This is a genomic window from Microcystis sp. M49636_WE2, from assembly GCF_030065375.1.
GTDB classification, from domain to species: domain Bacteria; phylum Cyanobacteriota; class Cyanobacteriia; order Cyanobacteriales; family Microcystaceae; genus Microcystis; species Microcystis aeruginosa_C.
Genome location: NZ_JASJFG010000022.1, coordinates 1 through 3,547, shown reverse-complemented (window position 1 = coordinate 3,547; position 3,547 = coordinate 1). Strand labels below are relative to the sequence as shown.

Sequence of the window (3,547 nt, the reverse complement as noted above, 5' to 3'; positions counted from 1 at the left end):
TTTACTGTTTACTGTTTACTGTTTACTGTTTACTGTTTACTGTTTACTGTTTACTGTTTACTGTTTACTGTTTACTGTTTACTGTTTACTGTTTACTGTTTACTGTTTACTGTTTACTGATCACTGTTTAGACAGTCTTGCACTTTAGCCAGAGATATAATTAACTTGGCTTAGGTACTGAAGAAAAGGAGATTAACTAACAAATTTGCTTAAGGGGTTAATCGGGGGGTAGAGACGTTTGTAGTCCACGTCCCTACGATGTTTTCCAATAATACAAAGTTATTCTGGGATTAAACCGCCACAGCTTGATGAATGTAGCCTAATTCCGTCAATTTGTTCCAGACTTTGGCGACACTTTCCTCTAAAGTCTCTAAATCGGTGCGGCATTCCACTTCCGGGTTAAAAGGTGGTTCATAGGGATCATCAATTCCCGTAAAAGACTTGATTTCGCCAGCACGCGCTCTTTTATATAATCCTTTCACATCGCGCTCCTCACAGACGCTTAAGGGAGCATTCACGAAAACTTCGACAAAATTGCCGATTTTTCCCCGTACTTCCTCGCGAATCTCACGATAGGGAGAAATAGCTGAAACTAGGACAATCACACCGTGACGGGTAAGCAAATTAGACACAAAACCAATGCGACGGATATTTTCATCGCGATCCTCTTTACTAAATCCTAAACCTTTGGTGAGGTTCGTCCGTACTATATCGCCATCGAGAACCTCAATTGAATAACCTTCAGCGATTAATTTTGCCTGTAATGCCTCGGTAATCGTGCTTTTCCCCGCACCGCTCAATCCCGTTAACCAAACCGTCACGCCGCGCTGTTTCATAGTAATCATTAATAATACTTAAATCCTGTTTAGCGTACCATATCTCAGTGATCAGTGATCAGGAGTCAGGAGATAGGAGTCAGGAGTCAGGAGATAGGAGTCAGGAGATAGGAGATAGGAGATTATTTTATTTATTCTCCCCACTTCCCCACACCCCACACCCCACACCCCACACCCCACTTCCCCAACCTGATTGAAACAAACAACCTGTCACCACGATCACTGATAATGTAGGTTGAGTTACTGTCTTGAATTAAGGTAATGTTTAAGAAATTCCCCCCTCACACCCCGCTCATTCTTGGTCTAGGTTCTGGGGTTGCGCTTTTTACTCTCACCAGTCTCTTTCTCTTTCACCCAAAACTTCTCGCTTGGCTCGATCGCAATAGTGCTTCGGTTCCTAGCCAAGATCCTAACCAACCCTCTGCCGTAGTTGATAGCGCTTCCCTACCACAAACCGAGCGAGATGTCAAGTTAAAAGATGTGGCCGATGCCAATGCAGCCTCTTTAGATCGTAGTCGCGCCCGCTATCTCCTGGCTATGGATTTATTGAGAAAATATGAAGGGGGTCCGGCTTTAAAACAATTAGAAGGCTTAGAAAAACAATATCCTGTCCTCGCTCCCCAGATTCTCCTCAAACAGGGACGCGCCCAGGAATTAAGCAATGATAGTGAAAGAGCGCGAGAAATTTGGCAAAAATTAATTAAAACCTATCCCCAATCGCCCGTAGTGGCAGAAGCTTACTACTCTTTGGGCAAATACGACCCCAGTTATCATGAGAAATTGCTCAAGGAATACCCCCGACACCCGCGCACTTTGGCTTTAATTCGCCAACGTCTTCAAGAAAATCCCGATCAATTTCCCTTATGGTTACAGTTAGCCAAGGCTAATCCTTTTGATCCTACCCTCAATCAGGCCCGCGATCGTTTGGTGAAAGACTACGCCGAGCAGTTAACTCCAGCGGATTGGGCAATGATTGGGGCAGGTTATTGGCAGTCGGGATTGTACGAAAAAGCCTATAAAGCCTACGCTAAAGCCACTCCTAGCCCCGAACAAGCCTATCGTTACGCCCGTGGGCTACAAATTGCCAAAAAACTGCCAGAAGCTCGCAGCGCTTACCAAAAATTAATTAAAACCTATCCCCAGGCCCCAGAAACCGGTTTGGGATTACTGCGACTCGCCCAAATTTCTCCTAACCGCGATGCCATAGCATATCTCGATCGCATTGTCAAGCAATTTCCCGATCGCGCTCCGGAAGCTTTGGAAGCGAAGGCCAAATTACTCAACTCAACTAATGCCCAGGCCGCTAGTCAAACATGGCAGACTTTATTAAATAAATACCCAAAATCCGACGAAGCCGCCGATTATCGCTGGTTAATGGCCCAAAGAGCCGCTAAATCCGGTGATTACGCCAAGGCGTGGCAGTGGGCGCAGCCAATTGCGGTTAATAATCCCGATAGTCAAACTGCTCCGAAAGCGGCCTTTTGGGTGGGAAAATGGGCGCAAAAACTCGGCAAAAACCAAGAAGCAAAACAAGCTTTTACCTACACTATTTCTCGTCATCCCCATTCCTATTATGCTTGGCGCTCGGCGGTTTTATTAGGTTGGGACGTGGGGGATTTTACCACTGTCCGCTCCTATAATCCTACCACCGTCAAACCCGCCACCCGTAACGCTCCCCCCGCCGGTTCGGAAGCTTTCAAGGAATTATATCGAATTGGTGAAGATACGGACGCTTGGAATCTCTTCCAAGCAGAAATTGTTGATCCTTGGAATTTAACCGTTGACGAACAATTTAACCTCGGTGTCTATAAACTCTCTCGCAATCAAAATTTAGAAGGAATTAACCTGATTTGGCGCTTGCGAGAAAGAGATACCCCGGAGGAAAAGAAAGCTTGGAAAGTCCTGCGACAAAATGATAAATACTGGCACGCTTTATTCCCCTTTCCCTACTACGATAGCATCCTGCAATGGTCAAAAGATAGACAATTAAATCCCCTGCTAGTGACAGCTTTAATCCGGCAAGAATCCCGCTTTGAAAAAGAAATTCGTTCTCCTGTGGGGGCAGTGGGATTAATGCAAATTATGCCCGATACGGGGAAATATATCGCGGGTAATACTGGCAATAAAAGTTATTCTTTAACTAATCCTGAAGATAACATTATGATGGGGACATGGTATCTCGATTATACCCATGGCAAATTCGCCGGAAATTCACTTTTTGCCGTGGCTAGTTATAACGCCGGACCCGGGGCAGTTTCCAAATGGAAACAGCGTTTTGATTTTAGCGATCCCGATCAATTTGTCGAGAATATTCCCTTTAGAGAAACTAAGGGTTATATAGAATCGGTGTTTGGTAATTATTGGAATTATCTCCAGATTTATAACCCCGAAATTCAAGAGCAAATGAAGAGAATTACTAACCCTTCCTAGGGGATTGATGGGGATGGGTAATTAACTCATTTCCTTAAAGTTATAATTAAATTGAAGATAGATCCCCCCTTAATAAGGGGTGTGCCGATCCCCCCTGCCCCCCTTGATAAGGGGGGTGCCGATCCCCCCTGCCCCCCTTGATAAGGGGGGTGCCGATAGGCGGGGGGATCCCCCTTAATAAGGGGGGCATCTGACAGTTTTTAACACCTAGCTACTTACTAACTTTTTTCTTAATTATGCAATCATTTAACTGGCAAACCGTCGATCGAGATTCTCCTTTT

General features: G+C 45.0%; 2 protein-coding genes. One reads left to right on the top strand and one right to left on the bottom strand.

Annotation, left to right across the window (positions count from 1 at the left end; genetic code table 11):
• Window positions 1-290: 290 nt before the first annotated feature.
• Window positions 291-836: an adenylyl-sulfate kinase gene (cysC, locus tag PX484_RS00455; protein ID WP_104395846.1), complete on the bottom strand. Its 546-nt coding sequence runs from the start codon at window positions 834-836 to the stop codon at window positions 291-293.
• Window positions 837-1,097: 261 nt separating this feature from the next.
• Between cysC and PX484_RS00450 the strand changes: the two genes are divergently transcribed.
• The gene (locus PX484_RS00450) at window positions 1,098-3,266 is read left to right on the top strand and encodes a lytic transglycosylase domain-containing protein (RefSeq protein ID WP_287765277.1); all 2,169 of its coding nucleotides are present in this window, start codon (window positions 1,098-1,100) and stop codon (window positions 3,264-3,266) included.
• The last annotated feature ends 281 nt before the right edge of the window (window positions 3,267-3,547 follow it).

Bases quoted from the DNA above. Each gene is read 5' to 3' on its own strand.
- cysC (WP_104395846.1), bottom strand. From the start codon at position 836: ATGAAACAGCGCGGCGTGACGGTTTGGTTAACGGGATTGAGCGGTGCG.
- PX484_RS00450 (WP_287765277.1), top strand. From the start codon at position 1,098: ATGTTTAAGAAATTCCCCCCTCACACCCCGCTCATTCTTGGTCTAGGT.